Raw genomic sequence first — 21,951 nt, 5'->3', positions numbered from 1 at the left:
CTATAATATTCTAAATGGTCCAACCATTCAATGATTCTGACAATCCTGGCCTGTTGCAGGGTCTGCGGATCCTGGAACTGTGCGAGCCGGAGGCCGAGTACTGCGGCCTTCTGCTCGCCGGGCTCGGCGCACATGTCACCAAGGTCGAGCCCCTCGCCGGCGCGGCGTCGCGGCGCATGCCGCCACTCTCGCAGGACGGGCGCTCCCTCTTTTTCCAGGCCTACAACCGCGACAAGGACTCGGTGCTGCTGGACCTGCCGGTCGCGCCGGCACGCGCTTCTCTGCTTGCGCTTCTGGTAGAAGCCGACGTCTTTCTGTGCGGCGGCCTGGCGCAGGTGGAATTCGCCACCGGGCTCGCGCTGCCAGATCTCGCCCGTCACTTCCCCGGTCTGGTCACCGCGCGCATCACCCCGTTCGGCGACGACGGTCCATGGAAGGACTTCCGCGGCAGCGACCTGATCCACCTGGCCCTCGGCGGGGTCATGATGAACACGGGCTATGACCCCGATCCCAAGGGCGACTACGACTTGCCTCCGATCGCACCGCAGGCCTTCCACGCCAGCCACATCGCGTGCGAGCAGACGCTGATCGGCATTCTTGGTGCACTGATGCACCGCGAACGCACCGGAGAGGGCCAGGACGTGAGCTGTGCGATCCACACGGCGGTGTCCGTCTCGACCGAGATGGACCTGATGTCCTGGGTGATGCGCGCCGCCCACCAGCGGCGGCAGACCTGCCGCCACTCCGCCGAGTTGCCCAATATCACCACGTCGCTCGCGCAGACCAAGGACGGGCGCTGGAACCTCGGCTGGATGGTGACTGCTGCGGAAGAGAAGAAGCTTGTCGAGTTTCTATCGTCCCGCCGCATGGCCTACGACCTCACCGGCCCGGATCCGTTGCGTGACCCCAAGAAGCGCGACGTGCCAGGTGCCACGGCCTTCGATGAGCACAAGGCCCATGTCTTCGAGGTGGTGCAGCGCTTCGTGCGCAGCTTCCGGTTCCGCGACCTGCCCTGGCAAGAGGCGCAGGCGCACGGCCTCATGTGGGCGCCACTGCGCAAGCCGCACGAGAATCTCGAGGACCCGCACTGGGCTGCCCGTGGCACTTATGCGTGGATCGACGGGCTGCCCTATCCGCGCAGCAAATGGATCGGATCGACCACCTCATGGGTGGCCGATCGCGCCGCGCCGCGGCCCGGAGAGCGGCGGCCGCAGCAAGGCTCGACACCGCACAGCGAAGCGCCGGCCGCCCGCAAGGACAAGGTGCCTGACGCCATGAGCGCGCGTTCCCGGCGCGGCAGGCCCTTTGCTCTGCAGGGCATCCGCATCCTCGACTTCTCCTGGTTTCTTGCCTCCGCCGGCGGCACGCGCATGGTGACGGCGCTCGGCGCGGAATGCATCAAGGTCGAATGGAAGGACAACCTCGACAGCCGTCTGGGCGCAATGGCTCCGATCGGTGGTCGCGAAGCGCGCCAGCATGCCACCGGCCCTTTGCAAGGGCTCGACGACCCAACCATGGGCGGGCACTACAACCACAAGAACGCCGGCAAGCGCGGCCTGTCGCTCAATATTCGCGACCCGCGCGGCCTCGAGATCGCGCGGAAGCTGGTAGCAATCAGCGACGTGGTGGCCGAGGGCTTCTCGCCCGGCGTCATGGACCGCTGGAGCCTGGGCTACGAAGCGATGAAGAGTATCCGATCGGACATCGTCTACGTGCAGCAGTCGGGGATGGGCGCACACGGGCGCTATGGCCGCATGCGCACCGTCGGCCCGATCGCCGCGGCATTCACGGGTATCAGCGAGATGTCCGGCCTGCCCGAGCCCGCGCCCCCGGCCGGTTGGGGGTATTCGTACCTCGACTGGATGGGCGCCTACGGCTTCGCGCAGGCCATCCTTGCAGGCCTGCTGCACCGCGAGCGAACCGGCCAGGGCCAATGGATCGATGCGTCGCAATGCGAGTCCGGGTTGATGCTCACAGGCGTGCAATGCCTGGAGTGGGCGCTGCAGCGCAAGCCCTTCACGCGCACCGGCAACCGATCGCCCTACGTGCCCGCGGCGCCCCATGGAGCCTATCGCTGCGCGGGCGAGGACCGCTGGATCGCGATCGCCTGCTTCGACGACCGGGACTGGCACGCCCTGGCGGGCGCCGCTGGCGAGCCCGAGGCCCTGCGCGATCCGCGCTTCGCCACCCTCGCCTCACGCATCGCGCAACAGGACGCGCTGGACGAAGCGGTGGAGAGCTGGACCCGCACGCAGGAGCGCTACGCCTGCATGGCGCTGCTGCAGTCGCATGGCATCGCGGCAGGCGTGTGCCAGACCGCGGAAGATCGGTGTGAATTCGACCCGCAGCTTGCGCAGCAGCGGTGGATGACCGAGGTGACGGCGCCGCGCATCGGCACATGGCCCATCACCGAACTGCCCGCGCGGCTGTCGAAGACGCCGAGCCATGTGGGCGGGTTGCCGCAGCGCGGCGCGCCCGTCTATGGCGAGGACAACGAGTACGTGCTGGGCGAACTGCTCGGCTACGCGGGATCGGAGATCCGCGCCTTCGAGCGCGACGGCGTGATCTGACCCGCGCGCCCGCCGCCTCAGTCGAGGTGGATGTCGGTGGACTGGATGAACCTCTTCCAGCGCGCGCTGTCGGCCTGAATGGTCTTCTGCAGATAGGCCGCGCTCGTGTCTTCGGCCGGGTCCACGCCGATGTCGCGCATGCGCTGGCGCACCGCGGGATCGGCCAGCATCTTCGCGATCTCCGCGTTCAGGCGCTTCACCGCTTCGGGCGGGGTACCGGCGGGCGCGCAGATGCTGTACCAGGTATCCACCACGAAGCCCTTCACGCCTTCCTCCTCCATCGTCGGCAGCTCGGGCGCGGCGCCCAGCCGCGTGCGGCCGGTGACGGCCAGTGCACGCAGCCTGCCGCTGCGCACCTGCGGCAGCACCGAGGTGTCGACGAACAGGAAGTCGATCTGGCCACCGGGAAGGTCCACGATGGCCGGACCGCTGCCCTTGTACGGCACGTGCACCACCGGCGCACCGGTGAGCTGGCGAAACATCTCGCCCGAGAGGTGCGGCGTGGAACCGTTGCCGGCCGAGCCGTAGTTCGCCTTGCCCGGATTGGCTTTGGCGTAGGCGATCAGGTCCTTCACCGAGCGCACCGGGCTGGACGCATTGACCACCAGCACGTTCGCATTGGTGAAGATCATCGACACCGGCGCGAAGTCCTTGAGCGGATCGAAAGGCAGCCTGGAGTACAGGTGCGGGTTGATGGCCATGGTGCTGTTGACGGCCATCAGCAGCGTGTAGCCGTCCGGCTGCGCCTTGGCCACGTAGGCCGCGCCAAGCGCGCCATTGGCGCCGCCCTTGTAGTCGACCACGATGTTTTCGCCGAGCCTCGGGCTGAGCGCCTCGCTGACGATGTTGCCGAAGGTGCTGCCCATGCCCCCCGGCGGATAGGGTACGACGAGCATGACCGGCTTGTCGGGATAGGCAGCCAGCGCGGGCCACGCGGCGCCTGCAGCCAACGCTGCGAACGTGCAGCGAAGGAATTGCTTTCGGTTCATGGTCGGATCCCCAACGCCTTGCGTTCCTGGAAGATGAAGTCGTCCTGGTTGCGCCGGCCGGTCTGCTGCGAGGCGGGCGGCGTCGGCAGGCCGGCGGGCACGGGCACGAACTGCTTCCAGTCCGCCACGAGCGTGCGTCGCGCGATCTTCCAGCGCCGGTCATCGCGCCGCTCGAAGCGATCGACATAGCGCGAGCAGGTCATGAGGTCCATGCCGCCGCCGTCCGCGCCTGCCTTGCCGCCGGCGAGTTGGTCAAGCGCCGCGCGCGCCTCGGCCGGGTAACGCTGGGTGGTTCGAACGTAGGTCTCCACCAGCGCGAGATCGGGGCCGGCGAACTCGATCAGGAGATTGCTCACTGCATGCATCGAGAAGGGGATGGCCGCGTGGCGGCTGCGGATCCATTCGACCAGCCCGTCAACCGGGCCATCGTAGGCGCCATGCATGTCGGTCGCATCGGGATGAAAGACGTCCCGAATGCCGCTGAAGTCCAGCCGGTCCACCGCGCGGCACCAGCGGTACATGCAGTCCTGGATCTGCATGCGGTCGGCGATTCGCTCGGGCGAGTAGTCGTCAAGGGTGTTGTTCATCATCACTCCGCCTCGATGCCCGCCTTGGCGATGACGCCGGTCCACAGCACATGATCGCGCTTCATCATGTCGCCGAAGCTCGCGGCATTGCCTGCGTTCGGGAACATGCCCAGGGCCTTGAGCCTGGCCTGCACCGCGGGCTCGGCGATCGACTTGTTCAGCGCGTCGTTGAGCTTCGCGACCACGGCGCTCGGCGTGCCCGCCGGCGCCGACAGTCCGAAGAAGGCGTTGACCGCAAAGTTGGGCAACGCCTCCGAGATTGCCGGCACCTCGGGCAGCAGCGGGCTGCGTTTCTCGCTCGACACCGCGAGCATGTGCACCCGGCCCGCGCTCACGAAGGCATTGATCGCGTCCGAGGGCGTGGTCAGCGCCACCTTCACATCCCCGGCGAGCACCGCATTGACGGCCTGTGCCGCGCCCTGGTAGGGCACGAAGACCATCTTCAGGCCGGCCGCCTGGTTGAAGGACTCGGTCGCCAGGTGCGCGAGCGAGCCACGCCCGGCCGACGAAAACTCGAGCTTGCCGGGATTGGCCCGTGCGTAGTCGATGAACTGCTGCATGTTGGTCGCCGGCACGACCGGATTGACCAGGAACACCATCGGCGTGGTCGCGATCAGTCCCACCGGCGCGAGGTCCTTCTGAGAATCGTAATTGGCCGTCTTCTGCAGCATCGGCGTGGTCAGGGTCGAATTGCCCACCTGCAGCAGCGTGTAGCCATCGGGTGGCGCGTTCTTGACGAACACGGTGCCCATCGAACCGCTCGCGCCGAGGCGGTTCTCCACGATGATCGGCTGCCCCAGGCGACGCTGCATCGGCTCCTGCAGCGTGCGGATGAGCACGTCGCCGGTGCCGCCCGCGGCGAAAGGCACGACGATCTTGATCGGCCGGCTCGGAAAGGTGTCGGCCTGCGCGCTACCCAGCGCCAGCGCGGAAAGCGCGAGCGCCGACAAGGCCAGCCATTGGCGTCGAAACATCATGGGTTGTCTCCTGGAATCGTGTATTGAAGAAATGCAGAGGCGGCGCGTCCTTCAGCCTGCCGGTTTGAACACCGGAAAGGCGCGCCGCGAGTCGGGATGGCTCCAGTCCACCTCTACCGCCTGGCCGATGGCCAAGTCGTCATAGCGCGCATGGATGCGGGCGAGCATGCGCGGGCCCTCTGCCAGGCGCACGAGCGCCATTGGGTAGGGCACCGCGTCGGCCAAATGCGGCGGCCCGACGCGGCTCAGCGTCAGCGCGAAGATCGTGCCGCGGCCGCTGGCCTCGCGCCACTCCACGCCGCCCTCGCTCCAGAGGCTCTGTGGGCGCGGGTAGAACTGGGCGCGGCCGTTGCCGCGGTCGAACTGCAGCATCAGGCGGCCATCGCGCAAGCCTTCGAAGAAGGAGGCGCCAACGTCGGGGGGAAGATCGATCGTCATGCTCATTGGCTTCTCTCCAGAAGCATCACCGTGCTGGTGCCCCAGGTGCGGGCGTACTGGATCACGCCGATGCCCGAGAGCATCGCGTTGCTGGCATCGCCCACCTGGCGCGCGCCGGCCTCGCCGAACATCTGACGCAGGCACTCGACGAGGTTGACGCCACCGCCGGCGAGGCCGGGCTGGCCGGCCGAGATCTGGCCACCGCCAGTGTTCAGCGGCAGCTCGCCGCGCCAGGTCATGTCGTGCGCCATGACGAAGGCACCACCCTCGCCCGGCCCGCAGAAGCCGGTTTGTTCCAGCTGCAGGATCAGCGCGATCAGGAAGTCGTCGTACCAATGCAGCATCTTCACGTCGCCGGGCTTCCAGCCCACGGCGCCGAAGGCGCGCGGAGCGACATCTGTGAAGCCGGTGCGCAGCATGTCGCCGCTGGACTCGGTCGGATCGAAGTTGATGCGCTCGGCATAGGCGATCGGGTGCACGAGCTTCTGGAAGCCCATCTCGCGTGCGCGCCGCGTCGACATCACCAGCACCGCGCTTGCGCCGTCGCAGCGCATCACGCAGTCGAGGATGCGCAGCGGGTCTGAGACGATCTTCGAGTCGAGGTACTCGCGCTCCGTCAATGGCCGGCGCAGCACGTCGCAGGCGTTCTCGTTGAGCAGCGCGCCCTCGCGCTGCGTCACCGCCAGCCGCGCCAGCGCGTCGTGCGGCAGGCCGTAGCGCTGGTCGTACACATTGGACAGCAGTGCGAAGGCCGACAGCGGGCCCGCGTAACCGGCCGGGTCGCAGTACTCGGTGCGATGGCCCGATTGCACCGAGCGGTCGACGGTGGACACCGCGTCCGACGCGAGGCACAGCACGATGTCGCACAGGCCTGCCTGGATGGCAGCTGCCGCGCGCGCGATATTCCCACCCGATGAGGCGCCGCCGATTTCGGTGGCCTGGCACCAGGTGACCGACAGGCCCAGCCCCTCGGCCAGCAGGTTGCTGTAGAACGGGTTGCCGCCTTCGCTCATGGCCAGCGTCGTGGCGAAGCCGTCGATGCGCGAGCGCTCGATGCCTGTCTGCGCGATCAGGCGGTCGATGGCTTCGCCGGCCAGCGATAGCGCGGTACGTCCGCTCCTGCGCACCAGCTTGGTTTCCGCGTAGCCGACGATCGCGATGCTGCGGTCTGCAAGGGTCTTCATGTCGTCACGCTCCCACGAACTGGACCGCCTGCCCGAGTGGCGCGCGCGAGGTGCGATAGCTGTTGGCAGGATGCTCGGTGTCTTCGTAGCCGAAGGAGATGCCACACACCATCAGGCGCTCCTTCGCAATGCCGAGCTCCTCTTTCACCAAAGCGCTCTGATGCGCCAGGGCGGCCTGCGGAATCGCAGCCAAGCCATGGGCTTGCATCGCGAGCAGCACCACCTGCACATAGCCGCCCACATCGACCGCACCATAGACGCCGAGGCCCGGGTCGCTGGTCAGGATGGCGACATGCGGCGCGCCAAAGAGCCGGAAGTTCTCCAGCGTCTGGCGCGCATAGCCTTCCCTGTCTCCGCGCTCCACGCCGACCGCGCTGTAGAGCTGGAACCCGCATTCGCGCCGGCGCTCCAGGTAGACGCCTCGGTACTCCTGTGGAAAAGGAAAGTCGGTGCCGCCGCCCTCGCCCGCGCGCTCGGCTTCGAGCAGTTTGGTCCGCAGGCGCTCGGTCGCCTCGCCCGAGGTCACGCTGACTTGCCAGGCCTGCGAGTTGCACCACGAGGCGGCTCGCTGCGCCGTGCGCAGAACGGACTCGATGGTGGCGCGCTCCACCGGCGTCGAAAGAAAGGCGCGGCAGCTGTGGCGCTGCGCGAGCAGCGAATCGAGCATCTGGGCCGGCGTGAGGTTCATCGTGTGGTTGGTTATAGGTTGCATATTTAAATGGTAGGACCAATATAATGGGGTATCCATGCCGAGTCAATCAGTCGAAACGGCTGACGGCGTCCACGGATCTTTTCCCCACTCGATGAAGGAGACACCCATGACCGATTGCCGCATCCGGCGCCGCACGCTGCTTGCCGCCGGCGCAGCCATCGCCGTCCAGCCCCTTTGGGCGCAGGAGCCGTTCCCGTCGCGCCCCATCAAGATCCTCGTGGGTGCTGGCGCCGGCGGCACAACGGATATCACCGCCCGCCTGGTGGGCGACAAGATGGGCAAGCTGCTCGGCCAGCCCGTTGTGATCGACAACAAGCCGGGCGCCTCGGGCACGCTCTCCGTTGCGCAGACAGTGCGCGCGCCCGCCGACGGCTACACGCTGGTGTGGGTGGGCAACAGCGTGATGGCGATCTCGCCCTTTCTCTATAAGAATCCCGGCTACGACGTGAAGACGCTGATCCCGGTGGGCCAGGCCACCACCTCGGGTTTCATCCTGGTCGCATCGCCGACGCTCGGCGTGAACAATGTGAAAGAACTCGTGGCCTACGGCAAGGCGCATCCCGGCCAGTTGAGCTTCGGCTCCAACGGCATCAACGGCAGCCTGCATCTGCTTGCCGAACTGCTCAAGAGCGAGGCCGGCTTCGACGCCCTGCATGTGCCTTACAAGGGCGGGGCCGAATCGGCAAGCGCCATCATGGGCGGCAACATTCAGTTCCTGTTCGACGCGCTGTCGTCCAACATTCCCCTTGTACGCTCGGGCAAGCTCAAGGCACTTGCGGTGACCGGCCCGCAGCGCGAGAAGGAACTGCCCGAAGTGCCGACGATGGCCGAGCAAGGCTTTCCCGGCATGACGACCGAGGTGTTCTTCGGCCTCGTGGCCCCGCCCGGAACGCCTCGTGCCGTGGTCATGAAGCTCAACGACGCGATGGGGCAAGCGCTGACCGATCCCGCCGTCCGCGAGGCTCTGCAGCGTTCGGGCAACGAGCCGAAGTTCAGCACGCCGCAGCAATTCCGCGCGTTGGTCGACAAGGAAGGCGCGCGCTTCGGAGCCTTGCTGCAGGCGAAGGGCATCCAGCCGGAATGAGCCAAGGCGCGGCGGCGCTCAGGCGCCGCGTCCGCCCCAGCGAATGATTGCGGGCTCGCCCCCGCGGCGCAGGCCGTGACAGCTGCCCAGCAGGCGATCTCCGGACTTCGGGTCGTCGATCGGCTCGCCGCGCCGCGCGCGCCGGCGTTCGAGGGCAGGGTTGATCGCCTGCAAGGCGGTAGTGGCCATAGGGCCGAGCAGTTCGGTCAAGTGCGTGCAGCCGTGTTCACCAGAGAACATCGCCTTCACAGCCTTGGTGAAGCCGCCTTTGATCTGCAGCCCAGTCAATTGAGCGTAGGCCGCATTGATGCCATCGCAGTCCGCATAGGGCACCTGGTGGGAGCAGGCCTCCGCTGCCACGATGGTGAAGCGGTCGTCCAGCGTGATGCGCAGCGACATCAGGTGCACCGGATCGCCCGCCTTGCGCGGTGCATTGCCGCGCGAGCCGTCCTGGTCGTGCGTGCGCACGTCCGACAGGCGGCCCTCGATGTCGAACAGGCCGTCCTCGCGCTCCCACCCCGTGCATTCCACCCGGCGCGTATGCAGCAACGCGCGGGGTGCCGCGGGCGAGAGCTGCTTCATTCCGCCGCCGCCTCCGCGGCAGCCTGCACGGGCCGGCGCGCTGCGGCCGGGTCTAGCGCGCCGCTGGCCCGAAGTGCAGCGATGCGCGCGTCGTCGTAGCCCAGCACCTCGGCCAGCACCTCCTTCGTGTGCTGACCCACCGCGGGCGCGGCCTGCGGGTCGGCCAGGGGCGTGGCGGAGTAGAGAATCGGCAGTCGCACATTGGGAATCCAGCCCAGCGTGGGGTGCTCGACGCGCGTCACCAGCCCGCGCTCCTTCGCCTCGGGCGACCGCAGCGCATCGCCGACGCTGCGCACCTCGCCGCACGGGATCTGCGCGGCTCGCATGCGCGGCTGCCAGTATGACCACGGGTGCTGCACGAACAGCTCTTCAAGCAGCTTGAAGATCTCCTCGCGCTTGCCCATGCGCCCATTGCGGTCCGAGTAGACCGGGTCGTTCGCCAGTTCGGGCATCTCGAGCACCTGCTCCGCCAGGCGATGAAAGATCTTGTCGTTGCCGCAGTTGATATAGAAGGGCTTGTCCTGGCTCATGAACACGCCCGACGGGCAGGTGTCGGGGCTGGTGTTGCCATGGCGTTGCGGATGCGCGCCGGTGTAGAGGTGCTGCATGGCGGCGTAGCCGGTCATCAGCACCGCGTTGTCGAAGAGCGCGATCTCGATCTGCTGCCCTTGCCCGGTACGCGCGCGGGCCAGCAGCGCGCCAAGAATGGCATTGCAGGCCATCATCGCGGTGCTGATGTCCACCACCGGCGACAGCGTGCGCACGCCCTGCCGGTCGGGATAGCCGTTCATCGAGATGAAGCCGCTTTCCGCCTGCGCGATCGGATCGAATCCCAGACGATCGCTGAAGGCGCCCTCGCGCCCATAGGCCGAGACGGAGCAATAGATGATCTGCGGATTGATCTTCTTCACGCTTGCATAGTCGAGGCCGAAGCGCTCCATCACGCCGGTGGAGAAGTTCTCGCACAGCACGTCGGCCTGTGCGATCAGTTCCTTCACCACCGCCACGCCGTCCGGGCTCTTGAGGTTCAGCGCGACGCTGCGCTTGTTGCGATTGCCCCATGCATAGGGCGCGCCCTGCGCCGGGGCCTCGGCGGGCACCGGCGGGTAGTGACGGAATTCATCGCCGCGGCCGGGTGTCTCCACCTTGATCACGTCCGCGCCCATGTCGCCAAGAATCATGGTGGCGAAGGGGCCGGCGAGGAAGTGACTGAAGTCGATCACGCGGATGCCCTCCAGCGCCACGGGCGCATCGGCAGGGCGCGGCGTATGCACCGGGAAGTCGTTTTCGAGGCGTTCGAACATGGAAGGCGGCCTTAAAGTATCATTGGTAAGACCATTATACTTGCCAGATTCTCGCGCCGTCAACGCATTCACCCGAGGAGCACGCATGTCAGAGTCCGACCCGTCGGTGCAGCGCCTGCTGGCACTACAGGCCATCGTCGAAACCAAGGCGCGCTACTGCCGCTACATTGACACCAAGCAATGGCCAAGGCTGGCCTCGCTGTTCACGCCCGACTGCCGCTTCGAGGGATTGGGCTCGGCGCCCGCCGGCGCCGATGTGGCCACGTTCGTGCAGGGCGTCTCGACGCGCCTGGCGAACACCATCTCCGTGCACCACTGCCACATGCCGGAGATCCGCTTGCTCGGACCTGGTCACGCGCGCGTGATCTGGGCGATGGAGGACTACGTCGACTGGACCGACGGCAGCACGGTGAAGGAGGCGCCGGGCAGCCGTGGCTTTCGCGGCTACGGCCACTACGAAGAGGAGTACCGCGCGGTAGACGGCGAATGGAAGATCAGCTTCCTGCGCCTCACGCGGCTGCGCATCGATCCCGTCGACGCGGCGCAGCCCTCGGCGTTGAAAGGCCAGCGGCAGGCGAAACCCGACTGGCTCGACATCGACTGAGGCCCCTCAGACCACCGCGCCGCGCGCGATCAGCGCGTCGATTTCGCTCGCCGGCAGGCCCCACCCTTGCAATGCGGCCTTCGCATCGACCCCCGGCGCGACGCCGGCCTGAGGCATTGCGCTCGGCGTACGCGAGAAGCGCGGTGCAGGCGCCGGCTGCACATGGCCGTCAATCTCGATGAAGGTCTGGCGCGCCACGTTGTGCGGATGGGCTGCGGCCTCGCGCAGATCCAGCACGGGCGCAAAGCAGACCTCGGACGACTCCATCAGCGCGCTCCACTCGTCGCGCGTGCGCCTGCGGAATATCGCGGCCAGTCGCTCGCGCAAGGCGGGCCAGTTCGCGGGGTCGCCGCGATCCGGCAGGCGATCGCGGTCCATGCCTGTGATGCGCAGCAACTCTGCATAGAACTTCGGCTCGGCCGAGCCGACGGAAACGTATTTGCCGTCCTTCGTCTCGTACACGCCATAGTGCGGCGCCGCGCCGCCGAGCGTCGAGCGCCCGCGGCCCGGCCACTTGCCGCCTGCCATGTAGCCGTAGAAATAGGTCATCAGCGACGCGGCTCCGTCGACCATCGCGGCATCGACGACTTGCCCCCGGCCCGAGCGCGCGGCCTCGATCAGCCCGCAGGCGATACCGAAGGCGAGATACATGCCGCCGCCGAAATCACCCGCCAGGTTCAGCGGCACCACGGGAGGTCCCTCCGCCGGCCCGATCGCGTCGAGCACGCCGGCCAAAGCGATGTAGTTGATGTCGTGGCCCGGCGCCTGCGCGAGCGGGCCCTCTTGGCCCCAACCGGTCATGCGGCCGTAGACCAGGCGCGGATTGAGCGAAAGGCATTCGTCGGGTCCGAGGCCCAGGCGTTCCATCACGCCGGGACGGAAGCCCTCGATCAGCGCATCGGCCTCGCCGATCAGCCGCCGCGCAAGCGCCACGCCATCCCCGGTCTTGAGGTCCAGCGCGATCGAGCGCCGGTTGCGGTCAGTGAACCAGTAGCGCTGCGGCATCGGCCGCGCAGCGGGTTCGGGTCGGTCGATGCGCAGCACCTCGGCCCCCATGTCGGCGAGCATCATCGCGGCGAAGGGGCCGGGCGCGAGGCCCGCCATTTCAACGACCCGCAGCCCCGCCAATGGGCCCTGGCGCACGGCGGCCATCAATGCGCCCCGGTGGCACCGACCGGCACGACCGTCTCCATCTGCCGCGATGCGCGCGTACGCACACTGCCCGGCACTGCGCGCACGCAGGTGCCGGTGCCGTCCACGCGATAGCCGCCGCCGGGCAGTTCATCAAGCAGGCCGCCGGTCGCGGTGAGCAGCATGTCCCACAGCTCGACCCAGGCGCCATCGCGCTCCTCCTCCCACACGTAGCGGGTGACGCGATAGGTACGGCCGCGCGCGTCTTCGACGTCGAACTGGCGCTCGGCCACGGTTCGGGTGGCGGGGGTGGTATTCATCGGCTTCATCATACACAGGCAGTGGTCTTTTGGTAAGACCTATAGACATTTGGGCCAATTCGATCGATCATGCGGGACAAGGAGACAATGTCATGTATCGCCGTACCCTCATCGCGGGCGCCCTGCTCGCTGCCCTCGCTGCAAGCGGCCCCACGCTGGCGCAAGATCGCTGGCCGGATCGCCCCATCAAGTTCATCGTGCCCGCCGCGGCGGGCGGCACCAACGACGTGCTCGGCCGCTACGTCCAGGAGCCGCTGCAGAAGATGCTCGGCCAGCCGGTGGTGATGGAATACAAGCCTGGTGCGGGCGGCGCGATCGCCTCGCAGTATGTCGCACAGCAGCCGGCCGACGGCTACACCTTCCTCTTGCATGGCAGCGGCCTGGTGACGGTGCCGCTGGTGCAGCGCAAACCGAGCTACGACGCGGTCAAGGACTTCGTACCGGTCTCTCTGCTAGGCACTTCGCCGATGGTGCTGATGACGAATCCATCGATGCCGGACACACTCGCGCAATTCGTGCAGCAGGCCCGGGCCAAGCCCGGTTCTCTCGAGTGGGGCGCCTCGGCCTTGGGCGGCGTCGGCCAGCTCGCGATGGAGGCCTTCCACGAGGCGGCCGGCATTCGCAAGATGGTGATGGTGCCTTACCCCGGCGCGGGGCCGGCCGCCCAGGCACTGCTCGCGGGCCAGACCAAGTACATGCTCTCGACGCCGTCGTCGGTCACCGCCGGCTTCGTGAAAGACGCAAAAATGCGCATTCTGGGCGTGTCCACCGCCCAGCGCAGCCCGCTGCTGCCCGACGTGCCGAGCATCTCCGAAGTGGTGCCGGGTTACGACACACAGACCTGGTTCGGCCTGGTGGCGCGCACCGGCACACCGCCGCAGGTGATCGCGAAGATGGCCGACGCGGTCGCCAAGCTGCTCGCGCAAGCGGACATCCAGGAGAAGTTCCGCGCGGTCTACGTGGTCCCGAAGAGCGGCACGAAGGCGCTGGGCGACATCATCGTTTCCGACCACACCTTGTGGGCCAAGGTGGTGAAGGACAACAACATCACGATGGACTGAGCACCGCGGCCTCGCCCGCCAGCCCCTCCAGCCCGAGCTTTCTCGCAGCAACGGCCGCAGCCAGGCCGCCAGCGCCGCTGCCGACCACGATCACATCCACTTCGTCGAGACGCTCGCTCATGACGCCCGGCTCCCGTGTACAAGCAGCGTGACGATGCCGGCCAGCAGCGCACGCCCATCGTCTCGCAGAGGCAATCGTGCATCGGCAGAGTAGGCCTCCAGCATCGCGGCCTCGTTGGCGAAGCAAAGCTCGGCGATGCCGTCGACGCAGAGACTTTCGTGACTCGCGGCCTCTCCATCGGGGCCGAATCGCCCTGTCACCAGGCTCTGGACATAGCCGTCCACCCGCGGCAGCTTCTTCACGAGGTCGGCATGCCGTCCGAACCAGGCGTCGCGGAACGCATCAGGACTGGCCGCCGCACGGCGCAGCAGCATCCACCGGCGAAAGCCGCCCTCGACCGCGCCGCGCACCGGCGCTATCGGGATGTTGGATAAGGCATCGAAGGCATACAAACGCTCGCCCGTTTCATCGACTGCAGCCGCGAAGGCGCGCCAATCCGCACCGGCCTGGGCCCGCGCCTGCGCGGCCGAATCGCGGAAGTTGCATTCGACGATGGTGTGGATACGCTCGGCATCCGGCACGATCGGCCGCCGCGCCCGATCTTCCGTCACCGAATCGGTCGGGATGTAGCGCAGCACGCGGTAGACATGTACCTGCGCATCCGGCAGGAGCGGCAACGCGGCGCGCACGGCGGCGTCACCAGCAAGGCAAAGCATGTGGGTCGACATGAGGGGCGAGTCGATTTGGTTGCGTCATTGTATGGTTCTACCATTTGCATCACAATGCCGATCATGAAAGCCATCGTCTGTCGCAACTTCGGCTCCGTCGACCAGCTCGACTACGCCGAAATCCCCGCCCGCCCGCTGCTGCCGCACGAAGTGCGCGTCCGCGTGCATGCCGCGGGCGTCAATTTCCCCGATTCGCTGAAGGTCGAAGGCTTGCATCAGATCAAACCGCCGCTGCCCTGGATACCGGGCAGCGAAACGGGCGGCGTGGTCGAGGCGGTCGGCGCGGAGGTGCGATCCGTCAGCCCCGGCGACCGGGTGATGGGCGTGTCTGACGCGCGCGGCGGCGGCTTCGCCGAGCAGATCGTGCTGGATGCGGGGCGCGTGTTCGCCCTGCCCCCCGCCATGAGCTTCGAAGAGGCGGCTGCCACGCCGGTGGTCTATGGCACCACGCTTTATGCGCTGAAGCAGCGCGGCCGGCTCACGCCCGGCGAGTGGTTGCTGGTGCTGGGTGCAGCGGGGGGCGTCGGCCTCGCCACCGTGCAGCTCGGCAAAGCCATGGGCGCGCGCGTGATCGCCGCGGCGAGCACGCCCGAGAAGCGCGCCCTGTGCCTCGAGCACGGCGCTGAACACGCCATCGACTACACGCAACCCGGCTGGCGCGAGGAGGTCAAGGCGCTCACCGGCGGACACGGCGTGGACGTGGCCTACGACCCTGTGGGCGGCGATGCTTTCGACGAAGCGGTGCGCTGCATGGCCTTCGACGGCCGCTACCTCGTGATCGGCTTTACCTCCGGCCGCATCCCCGAGATCAAGGTGAACTACCCGCTGGTAAAGGGCTTCGACATCCTGGGCGTGCGCTACGACGTATGGCGCGACGGTAGCTGGCCCGAGGCGCGCGCCAACCTGCAACAGGTGCTGGCCCACTATGAGCAGGGCCGTGTGCGTCCGCTCGTCTCGGACAGCTACCCGCTGCGACGCGCCGTCGAAGCGATGCGCAGCATCACCTCGCGCGGCACCACCGGCAAGGTGGTGCTGGTTACTGGCTGACGGCCATCAGGTGGATCGCTTCGAGAGGCGATTGTGCTTCTTGTCGCGCTCGCTGATCAGGTATTCCGTCACCGTTCGCAGGTGCTCCGCCATGGCGTCCGACGCCGCTTGCGCATTGCGCTTGCGCATCAGGTCGAGCACGCGCTGACGCACCACCATGATGTCCTTGTTGGGCCGCGGGTCCACGCTCGCGAGCATCGCGCGGTACACCTCCGACAGGGCATCCACCATCATCAGCACCAACGGGTTGTGCGTGGCCTGCGCGATGAGCCGGTAGAACTCGATCACCGACTGCGTGTTGCGCGAGGCCCGCCCCAGGCGGAACAGGTCGGCGTGCAGATCGATGTCGCGCTGGATCGCATCGAACTCCTCGTTGGTCGCGCGCGGACAAGCGAGGCGGATCGCGACGCAGATGACCTCGGTGCGCGCCTCCATCACGTTCTCCAGCGAGGCCTGCGCGAGCGACACCATGTCCTGCACCGTCTGCGCGAGCCCGCCGCTGCCGCCGCTCTTGATGAAGAAGCCGCCCTGGATGCCCTTGCGCGCTTCCACGATGCCCGACACCTCCAGGCTGCGCAGCGCATCGCGTGCCGCCGCGCGACCGATGCCGAAGCGCTCGGCCAGTTCGCGTTCGCCTGGCAACTGGTCGCCCGGCTTCAGCTCGCCGCTCATCAACTGTTCGCGAATGCGATCGCACACGGCCTCGAAGCCACGGCGGGTGCGCACGGGTTGAAAGAGCGATTCGTTTGTCATGAAAGATCCTTTTGAGGGTTCTGAAGTATTGCATATTCATTGGTTGAACCATAAGATGATTCGCCATGGACCTGGACCTCACCCCCGAACAGCGTGCCTTCCGCGACGAGGTGCGCACCTTCATTCGCGAAAAACTACCTGCGGAGATCCGTGACCGCCTTCGCGCCGGTCACCCGCCGCGCAAGCAGGACACCGTGATCTGGCAGCGCATCCTCAACGAGCGCGGCTGGGCCGCGCCGCACTGGCCCAAGCGCTACGGCGGCGCCGATCTCGGCTCGATGGAACGCTTGATCCTTCTGGACGAGACCTACCGCGCGCCCGCCCCACTGCCGCAGGTGTTCAACGTCGGCATGCTCGGCCCGGTGCTGATGAAGTTCGGCACGCCTGCGCAGTGCGACCATTTCCTGCCGCGGCTGGCGAACCTCGACCTGTGGTTCTGCCAGGGCTTCTCGGAACCGGGCTCCGGCTCCGATCTCGCGTCGCTGCGCACCGCAGCGCGCCGCGAGGGCGACCACTACATCGTCAACGGCCAGAAGATCTGGACCACCACGGCGCATCTCGCCGACTGGGTGTTCGCACTGGTGCGCACCGATCCGGAAGCTCGCAAGCAGGAAGGCATCTCCTTCCTGCTGATCGACCTGCGCACGCCCGGCATCACGATCCGGCCGATCCGTTCCATTGACGGCGAGCACCACCTTAACGAGGTCTTTTTCGACGAGGTGCGCGTGCCCGTCGGCAACCTGGTCGGCCAGGAGAACAAGGGCTGGGACTGCGCGAAGTTCCTGTTGTCGAACGAGCGCACCGGCATCGCCAACGTCGGCCTGTGCCGAGAGCGGCTCGACTACGCACGCGAGGTCGCCGGATGTCACACGCAGGCCGGCAGGCCGTTGCTCGACGATCCGAAGCTTCGCGCCGATATCGCCGCGCTGGAAGCCGAGACACGCGCCCTGGAGATCACCAACTGGCGCTTCCTGCTCACGAACAGCGAGCAGCAACGCCTGCCCGCCTTCGCCTCGGTGCTGAAGCTCAAGGGCACCGAGCTGCAGCAGGAGATCAATGCCTTGCTCGCGCGCATCGCCGGCCCGGGCGGACTGGAGCGCCGCTCCGCGGACGAGGTCGCGCATGGACCGATCACGCCACGCTATTTCTATTCGCGCGCGGCATCCATCTACGGCGGCACGACCGAAGTACAGAAGGACATCCTGGCCAAAGCCATCGTCGGATAGGACACCCCCATGAATTTCGAACTGAACGAGGAACAGTCGGCCCTCGCGGAAAGCCTTTCCCGCCTGCTGGCCGATCGCTATGACTTCGAGAAGCGCCGCGCGCTCGCGGCCTCGGACGTGGCACATGACGCGAAGGCCTGGGCCGGCCTCGCCGAGCTGGGCCTGACCGCCCTGCCGGTGCCCGAGGCGCACGGCGGTTTCGGCGGCGGCGCGCGCGACCTGCTGCCCGTGATGCAGGCCTTCGGCCACTCGCTCTCGGTGGAACCTTTCCTGGCCAGCGCCGTGCTCGCAGGCACCGCGTTGCGACTCGGCGCCGACGAGGTGATGCAGGCTCGACTGCTGCCCGGCCTGGCCAGCGGCAAACTCGTGCTGGCGTGGGCGCACGACGAGTCCGGCAGCCGGCATGCGCCGCTGTGGGTGGAGACACGCGCCGAGCGCAGGGACGGCGGCTGGAAGCTCGACGGCATCAAATCGAACGTGCTGACCGCCGGCCTGGCGCGGTACTTCGTCGTGAGCGCGCGCATCGCCGGTGCGCCGGCCGACGCGAACGGCTGTGCGCTGTTCCTGGTGGACGCGAAGGACGCGGGCGTCGCACTGCGCGAGTTCCGCCTGGTCGACGACACCATGGCGGGCGAGCTGGTGCTGAAGCAGGCCGCAGCCCAACCATTGGCCGATCCCGACGACACGACACGCGCCCGGCGTGCAATCGAGGGCGCGGTGGCAGCCGGCATCGCTGCCGTCTGCGCCGACATGAGCGGGGCCGCGCAGGCGGCCTTCGACCTGGCGATGGACTACCTGCGCACGCGCAAGCAGTTCGGCCGCCTGATCGGCGAGAACCAGGCGCTGCGCCACCGCGCGGCCGAGATGCTCGTCAGCCTCGAGATGGCGCGCAGCATGGCCATGGCTGCCGCTGTCGCGGCCGACGATGCGGGCGCGGAGGGCAGCGCCCTCGACCTGCACCGCGCGAAGCTCTCCGTCGGCCGCAACGCGCGCCACGTGGCGCACGGTGCGATCCAGCTCCACGGCGGGATCGGCATGACCGAGGAATATGCGGTCGGCCACTACCTGCGTCGCATCCATGTGCTCGACCAATTGTTCGGCGACGCCGACGCCCATGCCGCCCGCCTCGCGGCAGCCCTCCATTGAGACCATATCCATGAGCATCACACCCATGATCTACCTCGACGGCCGCGGCGTGACGCGCGACGAGGTGCTGCGCGTAGCGCAGCAGGCAGCCACCGGCTTCGAGCAACTCGGCGTGCGCGAAGGCGACACCGTCGCCCTGCTGCTGCGCAACGACTTCGCCTTCTTCGAAGTGCAGCAGGCCGCCGCCGCGGTCGGAGCCTATGGCGTGCCTCTCAACTGGCATGGCCGCACGGAAGAAGTGATCTATGTGCTGGAAGACGCGAAGCCCAAGGTGCTGGTCGCGCATGCCGACCTGCTCGCGCCAATCCGCGCGCTCGTGCCGGCGGACATCCGCGTCTTCGTGGTGCCGACGCCGCCGGAGATCCAGCAGCGCTACGGCGTCTCGGCCGAACTCGCTCGGCCCGCGCCCGGCGACATGGTGTGGCGCGAATGGGCCGAGCGTTTCGAGCCGCTGCAGGCACCGCCCCGCCGCGCGCGCGCGACGATGATCTACACGTCAGGCACGACCGGCCATCCCAAGGGCGTGAAGCGCCAGCCCGCCACGCCCGAGGAGAGCAAGGCCTATGTCGAGCTGTTCGCCAGCGTCTACGGGCTCAAGCCCGGGGTGCGTGCGCTGGTGAGCGGCCCGCTCTACCACGCCTCCCCCAACGCCTATGGCCGCCAGGCGCTGATGACGGCCGACGTGCTGGTGTTGCAGTCCAAGTTCGATCCGGAAGAGACGCTGGCCCTGATCGAGAAGCACCGCATCGACAACGCGGTGATGGTGCCCACGATGTTCGTGCGCATGCTCAAGCTGCCGCCCGAGGTGCGCGGCCGCCACGACGTCCGTTCGTTGCGCTGGGTCACGCACACCGGCGCGCCCTGCCCGCGCGAAGTGAAGAAGGAGCTGATGGACTGGTGGGGCCCGGTGGTCTACGAGACCTACGGCGGCACCGAGGTCGGCACCGCCACCCTCGCCACGCCGCAGGACTGGCTGGAGCATCCCGGTTGCGTGGGCGTGCCAACGCCCGGCACGCGCATGGCCTTCTACGACGAGGCCGGGCGCCGCTTGCCCGAGGGCGAAACCGGCGAGATCTTTGCACGTGTGCCCGCCTATGCCGATTTCACCTACCTCAACCACGAGGAGAAGCGCAAGAGCGTGGAGCGCGACGGCCTCATCAGCCTGGGCGACGTGGGCTACATGAAGGCGGGGCGCCTGTACCTGTGCGACCGACGCTCGGACATGGTGATCTTCGGCGGCACCAACATCTACCCGGCCGAGATCGAGATGGCGCTGACTCAGTGCCCCGGCGTGAAGGACTGCGCCGTGTTCGGCATCCCCGACGAAGACTTCGGCGAATCGCTCGCCGCCGCGGTCGAGCGGATGCCCGATGCGCAGGTCACGGCGGAAGACATCCGGGCCTACCTGCTCGAGCGTCTCGCCAAGTTCAAGGTGCCCAAGCGGATCGACTTCCACGATTCGCTGCCACGCGAGGACAGCGGCAAGATCTTCAAGCGCCGTCTGCGCGATCCGTTCTGGCAGAACGCCGGGCGCAGGATCTGAGGGCGGGGCGATGGGCAAGTGGCTGCAATCGAGCGAGCACCTTGTGTTCGACGTGCGCGAGCGCGTCGCACGCATCACCCTCAACCGGCCAGACCGGCGCAATGCGCTCTCGTGGGAACTGCTTTCCGAGCTGCGCGCCGCGCTGCTCGAAGCGGACGACCTGCGCGCCGTGAGCGTGATCGTGCTCGAAGGCGCGGGACCCGACTTCTGCGCAGGCTACGACATGAAGTCGGCCTATGCCCGCTACGCCGCCGAAGGCGAGGCCGCACTCGACTATCGCAGCGGCAGCGGTTCCTTCGACGACGATGCGTGGAAGCTGGAGCGATTCCAGGAGCTGCTGCGCACCGCCTTCGTGGTGCACAAGCCGGTGATCGCCAAGGTGCACGGCCATTGCGTAGCCGGCGGCACCGACCTGGCGCTCTACTGCGACATGGTGATCGCGGCCGACGAGGCACGCATCGGCTTCCCCGCCACTCGCGCCATGGGCTCGCCGCCCAACCACATGTGGTTCTACAACGTCGGCCCGCAGTGGGCCAAACGACTGCTGCTGAGCGGCGACGTGGTGAGCGGCGCCGACGCGGCACGCATCGGCCTGGTGGTAGCGAGTGTTCCCGCCGCGCGGCTGGAGGAAGAAGTGTCGACCCTGGCGCACCGCCTCGCGAGCGTCGACCCTGATTTGCTGGCGACCAACAAGCGCATCGTCAACCTCGCGCTGGAACTGGCGGGCGCCGGCACCTTGCCACGTCTGGCTGCCGAGATGGATGCGCGTGCCCACCTCTCGCGCGCGAAAAAGGAGTTCGATGCCGACGTCGCCGCGCTCGGCTTCAAGGCCGCGGTGCACAAGCGCGACGAGCCTTTCGGCGACGGTATCGCCCGGCCGAGCTGGTGAAATTTTTTGGACCCACAAGGAGACAAGCATGCCTAAGCATTTCACGCGCGCGCGTCGCGCGATCCTTGCCGCCGCCCTGGCGCTTGGCGCGGTCATTCCCGCAGCGGCGCAGAACGTGCCCTTCCCGACCAAGCCGATTCGCATCGTGATTCCCACGGCGCCCGGCGGCAACATGGATGCGCTGGCGCGCTTGTATGCGGCCAAGCTCACCGAGGCCTGGGGCCAGCAGGTCATTGTCGAACCCAGGCCTGGGGCCAACACCATCCTCGCGACCTCGTACGTCGCCAAGTCGCCGGCTGACGGCTATACCGCGCTCTTCACCATCAGTGGCTTCATCCAGAACCTGGTGCTGCAGTCCAACCCGCAGTACAAGATGAGCGACCTGGCGCCCGTGTCGCTGGTGGCGAGCTTCCCCATCGCGCTCGCGGCCAATGCGGCGCTGCCGGCCAACGACCTTCCGAGCGTCGTCCGGCTCGCGAAGCAGGATCCGGAGAAGTACACCTTCGGCAGCTACGGCGTGGGCTCCGGCGCGCACCTGATCGGCGAGGGCCTCAACAAGGCGGCGGGCATCCGCATCAAGCATGCCGCGTACAAGGGCGAGGCCGCCTCCTTCGTCGACGTGGCCAGCGGAGAGATCGCGCTGGCCTATGGTTCGGTCGGGTTCTACGCCAACCAGATCGCCTCCGGCAAGGTCAAGCTGATCGCGGTGGCCTCGCCGAATCGCTTGAAGACCTTTCCGGACCTCCCCACCTTCGCCGAACTCGGCTATCCGGACATCAACCTGCCCGGCTGGGGCGCCATGTTCCTGCCCGCCGGCACGCCGGCGCCGATCGTGGAGAAGTACGTGCAGGAGATCCGCCGAATCACGGCAATGCCCGATGTGCAGGCAAAGATCTATCAGCTCGGCTACGAGCCCGTGGCGAACACCAACACGGAGTTCGCGCAGTTTCTGCAGGAAGACCTGAAGCGCTGGACCAAGATCGCGCGCGAAAACGACATCCGGCTGGACTGAAGC

23 protein-coding genes are annotated in these 21,951 nt (G+C 67.5%); 10 read left to right on the top strand and 13 right to left on the bottom strand.

The window, feature by feature from the left end:
- Positions 1 to 14 precede the first annotated feature (14 nt).
- Complete coding sequence (locus AC1DEK_RS07750) at positions 15 to 2,570, top strand: CaiB/BaiF CoA-transferase family protein (RefSeq protein WP_478124631.1); 2,556 nt, start codon at positions 15 to 17, stop codon at positions 2,568 to 2,570.
- Between the two features lie 17 nt (positions 2,571 to 2,587).
- Here the strand turns inward: AC1DEK_RS07750 and AC1DEK_RS07745 are convergent, their stop codons facing one another.
- The 6 genes from AC1DEK_RS07745 to AC1DEK_RS07720 are packed head-to-tail and all read right to left on the bottom strand — an operon-like array spanning position 2,588 to position 7,433.
- A complete protein-coding gene (locus AC1DEK_RS07745; RefSeq protein WP_478124630.1) occupies positions 2,588 to 3,559 on the bottom strand; it encodes a Bug family tripartite tricarboxylate transporter substrate binding protein in 972 nt (323 codons plus the stop codon).
- Positions 3,556 to 4,146, bottom strand: coding sequence for a nuclear transport factor 2 family protein (locus AC1DEK_RS07740; RefSeq protein ID WP_478124629.1), 591 nt, complete (start codon positions 4,144 to 4,146; stop codon positions 3,556 to 3,558). The genes AC1DEK_RS07745 and AC1DEK_RS07740 overlap by 4 nt, the downstream gene beginning before the upstream one ends.
- A gap of 2 nt (positions 4,147 to 4,148) precedes the next feature.
- Positions 4,149 to 5,123 carry a Bug family tripartite tricarboxylate transporter substrate binding protein gene (locus AC1DEK_RS07735; protein WP_478124628.1) on the bottom strand — a complete coding sequence of 325 codons (975 nt, stop codon included), beginning with the start codon at positions 5,121 to 5,123 and terminating at the stop codon, positions 4,149 to 4,151.
- Positions 5,124 to 5,174: 51 nt separating this feature from the next.
- Positions 5,175 to 5,567 (bottom strand): Zn-ribbon domain-containing OB-fold protein, encoded by a 393-nt coding sequence (locus tag AC1DEK_RS07730; RefSeq protein WP_478124627.1) that lies wholly within the window; start codon positions 5,565 to 5,567, stop codon positions 5,175 to 5,177.
- Positions 5,564 to 6,745 carry a thiolase family protein gene (locus AC1DEK_RS07725; RefSeq protein WP_478124626.1) on the bottom strand — a complete coding sequence of 394 codons (1,182 nt, stop codon included), beginning with the start codon at positions 6,743 to 6,745 and terminating at the stop codon, positions 5,564 to 5,566. Before AC1DEK_RS07725 ends, AC1DEK_RS07730 begins: the two co-directional genes overlap by 4 nt.
- Before the next feature lie 4 nt (positions 6,746 to 6,749).
- Entirely contained in the window at positions 6,750 to 7,433 is a 684-nt protein-coding gene (locus tag AC1DEK_RS07720; protein WP_478124625.1) for a nitroreductase, read from the bottom strand.
- A 130-nt stretch (positions 7,434 to 7,563) separates the two neighbouring features.
- Between AC1DEK_RS07720 and AC1DEK_RS07715 the strand changes: the two genes are divergently transcribed.
- Positions 7,564 to 8,541, top strand: a complete 978-nt coding sequence (locus tag AC1DEK_RS07715; RefSeq protein WP_478124624.1) for a Bug family tripartite tricarboxylate transporter substrate binding protein — start codon at positions 7,564 to 7,566, stop codon at positions 8,539 to 8,541.
- An 18-nt stretch (positions 8,542 to 8,559) separates the two neighbouring features.
- Here the strand turns inward: AC1DEK_RS07715 and AC1DEK_RS07710 are convergent, their stop codons facing one another.
- Entirely contained in the window at positions 8,560 to 9,123 is a 564-nt protein-coding gene (locus AC1DEK_RS07710) for a DUF2889 domain-containing protein (protein WP_478124623.1), read from the bottom strand.
- The gene (locus tag AC1DEK_RS07705) at positions 9,120 to 10,427 is read right to left on the bottom strand and encodes a CaiB/BaiF CoA transferase family protein (RefSeq protein WP_478124622.1); all 1,308 of its coding nucleotides are present in this window, start codon (positions 10,425 to 10,427) and stop codon (positions 9,120 to 9,122) included. Before AC1DEK_RS07705 ends, AC1DEK_RS07710 begins: the two co-directional genes overlap by 4 nt.
- Before the next feature lie 85 nt (positions 10,428 to 10,512).
- Here AC1DEK_RS07705 and AC1DEK_RS07700 point away from each other — a divergent pair, with 85 nt between their 5' ends.
- On the top strand, positions 10,513 to 11,031 hold the full coding sequence (locus AC1DEK_RS07700) for a nuclear transport factor 2 family protein (RefSeq protein WP_478124621.1): 519 nt from the start codon (positions 10,513 to 10,515) through the stop codon (positions 11,029 to 11,031).
- Between the two features lie 6 nt (positions 11,032 to 11,037).
- Here the strand turns inward: AC1DEK_RS07700 and AC1DEK_RS07695 are convergent, their stop codons facing one another.
- Both AC1DEK_RS07695 and AC1DEK_RS07690 read right to left on the bottom strand, forming a co-directional pair.
- Positions 11,038 to 12,183 (bottom strand): CaiB/BaiF CoA transferase family protein, encoded by a 1,146-nt coding sequence (locus AC1DEK_RS07695; RefSeq protein ID WP_478124620.1) that lies wholly within the window; start codon positions 12,181 to 12,183, stop codon positions 11,038 to 11,040.
- Positions 12,183 to 12,482 carry a hypothetical protein gene (locus AC1DEK_RS07690; protein ID WP_478124619.1) on the bottom strand — a complete coding sequence of 100 codons (300 nt, stop codon included), beginning with the start codon at positions 12,480 to 12,482 and terminating at the stop codon, positions 12,183 to 12,185. The genes AC1DEK_RS07695 and AC1DEK_RS07690 overlap by 1 nt, the downstream gene beginning before the upstream one ends.
- Positions 12,483 to 12,574: 92 nt before the next feature.
- Here AC1DEK_RS07690 and AC1DEK_RS07685 point away from each other — a divergent pair, with 92 nt between their 5' ends.
- Positions 12,575 to 13,543: a Bug family tripartite tricarboxylate transporter substrate binding protein gene (locus AC1DEK_RS07685; RefSeq protein ID WP_478124618.1), complete on the top strand. Its 969-nt coding sequence runs from the start codon at positions 12,575 to 12,577 to the stop codon at positions 13,541 to 13,543.
- Here AC1DEK_RS07685 and AC1DEK_RS07680 read toward each other — a convergent pair.
- On the bottom strand, positions 13,530 to 13,664 hold the full coding sequence (locus tag AC1DEK_RS07680; protein WP_478124617.1) for a hypothetical protein: 135 nt from the start codon (positions 13,662 to 13,664) through the stop codon (positions 13,530 to 13,532). The two genes, AC1DEK_RS07685 and AC1DEK_RS07680, sit on opposite strands and share 14 nt — an antisense overlap.
- Complete coding sequence (locus AC1DEK_RS07675; RefSeq protein ID WP_478124616.1) at positions 13,661 to 14,332, bottom strand: EthD domain-containing protein; 672 nt, start codon at positions 14,330 to 14,332, stop codon at positions 13,661 to 13,663. The genes AC1DEK_RS07680 and AC1DEK_RS07675 overlap by 4 nt, the downstream gene beginning before the upstream one ends.
- A 63-nt stretch (positions 14,333 to 14,395) precedes the next feature.
- Between AC1DEK_RS07675 and AC1DEK_RS07670 the strand changes: the two genes are divergently transcribed.
- Positions 14,396 to 15,379 carry an NADPH:quinone oxidoreductase family protein gene (locus tag AC1DEK_RS07670; protein WP_478124615.1) on the top strand — a complete coding sequence of 328 codons (984 nt, stop codon included), beginning with the start codon at positions 14,396 to 14,398 and terminating at the stop codon, positions 15,377 to 15,379.
- A 6-nt stretch (positions 15,380 to 15,385) separates the two neighbouring features.
- Here AC1DEK_RS07670 and AC1DEK_RS07665 read toward each other — a convergent pair whose 3' ends face one another.
- Positions 15,386 to 16,132, bottom strand: coding sequence for a FadR/GntR family transcriptional regulator (locus tag AC1DEK_RS07665; protein WP_478124614.1), 747 nt, complete (start codon positions 16,130 to 16,132; stop codon positions 15,386 to 15,388).
- 65 nt (positions 16,133 to 16,197) lie between these two features.
- On the opposite strand from AC1DEK_RS07665, the gene AC1DEK_RS07660 reads away from it, so the two are divergent.
- Genes AC1DEK_RS07660 through AC1DEK_RS07640 form a run of 5 tightly spaced genes read left to right on the top strand, consistent with a single transcriptional unit; the run spans position 16,198 to position 21,948 of the window.
- Positions 16,198 to 17,358, top strand: a complete 1,161-nt coding sequence (locus AC1DEK_RS07660; RefSeq protein WP_478124613.1) for an acyl-CoA dehydrogenase family protein — start codon at positions 16,198 to 16,200, stop codon at positions 17,356 to 17,358.
- A gap of 9 nt (positions 17,359 to 17,367) precedes the next feature.
- Positions 17,368 to 18,504, top strand: a complete 1,137-nt coding sequence (locus AC1DEK_RS07655; RefSeq protein ID WP_478124612.1) for an acyl-CoA dehydrogenase family protein — start codon at positions 17,368 to 17,370, stop codon at positions 18,502 to 18,504.
- A 10-nt stretch (positions 18,505 to 18,514) separates the two neighbouring features.
- Positions 18,515 to 20,047: an acyl-CoA synthetase gene (locus AC1DEK_RS07650; protein WP_478124611.1), complete on the top strand. Its 1,533-nt coding sequence runs from the start codon at positions 18,515 to 18,517 to the stop codon at positions 20,045 to 20,047.
- 10 nt (positions 20,048 to 20,057) lie between these two features.
- The gene (locus AC1DEK_RS07645) at positions 20,058 to 20,936 is read left to right on the top strand and encodes a crotonase/enoyl-CoA hydratase family protein (RefSeq protein WP_478124610.1); all 879 of its coding nucleotides are present in this window, start codon (positions 20,058 to 20,060) and stop codon (positions 20,934 to 20,936) included.
- Positions 20,937 to 20,964: 28 nt separating this feature from the next.
- Positions 20,965 to 21,948, top strand: coding sequence for a tripartite tricarboxylate transporter substrate binding protein (locus AC1DEK_RS07640; RefSeq protein ID WP_478124609.1), 984 nt, complete (start codon positions 20,965 to 20,967; stop codon positions 21,946 to 21,948).
- Positions 21,949 to 21,951: the final 3 nt, after the last annotated feature.

Source organism: Variovorax sp. 10N420 (assembly GCF_056394705.1).
Note: the sequence above shows the minus strand (reverse complement) of the source record. Positions and strands in the feature narration are given on the sequence as shown.

Bases quoted from the DNA above. Each gene is read 5' to 3' on its own strand.
- AC1DEK_RS07750 (WP_478124631.1), top strand. From the start codon at position 15: ATGGTCCAACCATTCAATGATTCTGACAATCCTGGCCTGTTGCAGGGT.
- AC1DEK_RS07645 (WP_478124610.1), top strand. From the start codon at position 20,058: ATGGGCAAGTGGCTGCAATCGAGCGAGCACCTTGTGTTCGACGTGCGC.
- AC1DEK_RS07675 (WP_478124616.1), bottom strand. From the start codon at position 14,332: ATGTCGACCCACATGCTTTGCCTTGCTGGTGACGCCGCCGTGCGCGCC.
- AC1DEK_RS07730 (WP_478124627.1), bottom strand. From the start codon at position 5,567: ATGAGCATGACGATCGATCTTCCCCCCGACGTTGGCGCCTCCTTCTTC.
- AC1DEK_RS07655 (WP_478124612.1), top strand. From the start codon at position 17,368: ATGAATTTCGAACTGAACGAGGAACAGTCGGCCCTCGCGGAAAGCCTT.
- AC1DEK_RS07710 (WP_478124623.1), bottom strand. From the start codon at position 9,123: ATGAAGCAGCTCTCGCCCGCGGCACCCCGCGCGTTGCTGCATACGCGC.
- AC1DEK_RS07695 (WP_478124620.1), bottom strand. From the start codon at position 12,183: ATGGCCGCCGTGCGCCAGGGCCCATTGGCGGGGCTGCGGGTCGTTGAA.
- AC1DEK_RS07650 (WP_478124611.1), top strand. From the start codon at position 18,515: ATGAGCATCACACCCATGATCTACCTCGACGGCCGCGGCGTGACGCGC.
- AC1DEK_RS07715 (WP_478124624.1), top strand. From the start codon at position 7,564: ATGACCGATTGCCGCATCCGGCGCCGCACGCTGCTTGCCGCCGGCGCA.
- AC1DEK_RS07740 (WP_478124629.1), bottom strand. From the start codon at position 4,146: ATGAACAACACCCTTGACGACTACTCGCCCGAGCGAATCGCCGACCGC.
- AC1DEK_RS07665 (WP_478124614.1), bottom strand. From the start codon at position 16,132: ATGACAAACGAATCGCTCTTTCAACCCGTGCGCACCCGCCGTGGCTTC.
- AC1DEK_RS07670 (WP_478124615.1), top strand. From the start codon at position 14,396: ATGAAAGCCATCGTCTGTCGCAACTTCGGCTCCGTCGACCAGCTCGAC.
- AC1DEK_RS07725 (WP_478124626.1), bottom strand. From the start codon at position 6,745: ATGAAGACCCTTGCAGACCGCAGCATCGCGATCGTCGGCTACGCGGAA.
- AC1DEK_RS07720 (WP_478124625.1), bottom strand. From the start codon at position 7,433: ATGAACCTCACGCCGGCCCAGATGCTCGATTCGCTGCTCGCGCAGCGC.
- AC1DEK_RS07690 (WP_478124619.1), bottom strand. From the start codon at position 12,482: ATGAATACCACCCCCGCCACCCGAACCGTGGCCGAGCGCCAGTTCGAC.
- AC1DEK_RS07660 (WP_478124613.1), top strand. From the start codon at position 16,198: ATGGACCTGGACCTCACCCCCGAACAGCGTGCCTTCCGCGACGAGGTG.
- AC1DEK_RS07640 (WP_478124609.1), top strand. From the start codon at position 20,965: ATGCCTAAGCATTTCACGCGCGCGCGTCGCGCGATCCTTGCCGCCGCC.
- AC1DEK_RS07700 (WP_478124621.1), top strand. From the start codon at position 10,513: ATGTCAGAGTCCGACCCGTCGGTGCAGCGCCTGCTGGCACTACAGGCC.
- AC1DEK_RS07745 (WP_478124630.1), bottom strand. From the start codon at position 3,559: ATGAACCGAAAGCAATTCCTTCGCTGCACGTTCGCAGCGTTGGCTGCA.
- AC1DEK_RS07680 (WP_478124617.1), bottom strand. From the start codon at position 13,664: ATGAGCGAGCGTCTCGACGAAGTGGATGTGATCGTGGTCGGCAGCGGC.
- AC1DEK_RS07735 (WP_478124628.1), bottom strand. From the start codon at position 5,123: ATGATGTTTCGACGCCAATGGCTGGCCTTGTCGGCGCTCGCGCTTTCC.
- AC1DEK_RS07685 (WP_478124618.1), top strand. From the start codon at position 12,575: ATGTATCGCCGTACCCTCATCGCGGGCGCCCTGCTCGCTGCCCTCGCT.
- AC1DEK_RS07705 (WP_478124622.1), bottom strand. From the start codon at position 10,427: ATGTTCGAACGCCTCGAAAACGACTTCCCGGTGCATACGCCGCGCCCT.